This window comes from Neisseria sp. HMSC03D10 (genome assembly GCF_001807625.1).
Taxonomy (GTDB): domain Bacteria; phylum Pseudomonadota; class Gammaproteobacteria; order Burkholderiales; family Neisseriaceae; genus Neisseria; species Neisseria mucosa.
On record NZ_KV789510.1, the window covers coordinates 31,073 to 31,369 of the forward strand.

The following is a 297-nucleotide window of genomic DNA, read 5'->3' on the forward strand; positions in this document are numbered from 1 at the left end:
AACCCTCTCCCACGGGGAGAGGGGATGGGTTGCCGTAACCTTGCTGTTTGCCGCATAAACTCGGGTGCGGGCTGCTATCGGTCTGAATCTTTGACTCAGCCGATCGATGCGTGTGCCTGTGGTGTTCCACGAGGTCGTCTGAAAACGGAGCTTCTGAAAGTACAGCTTCAACAAGAGTTAAAAATTGCCTGAACCTTAAAAGCAGCCTGCAACCCCATCCCCTCTCCCCGTGGGAGAGGACGGCAAACCAAAGGTTTGCTTGGGTGGCATTTTCAACGTGCAGGCTGCTTTTCACTT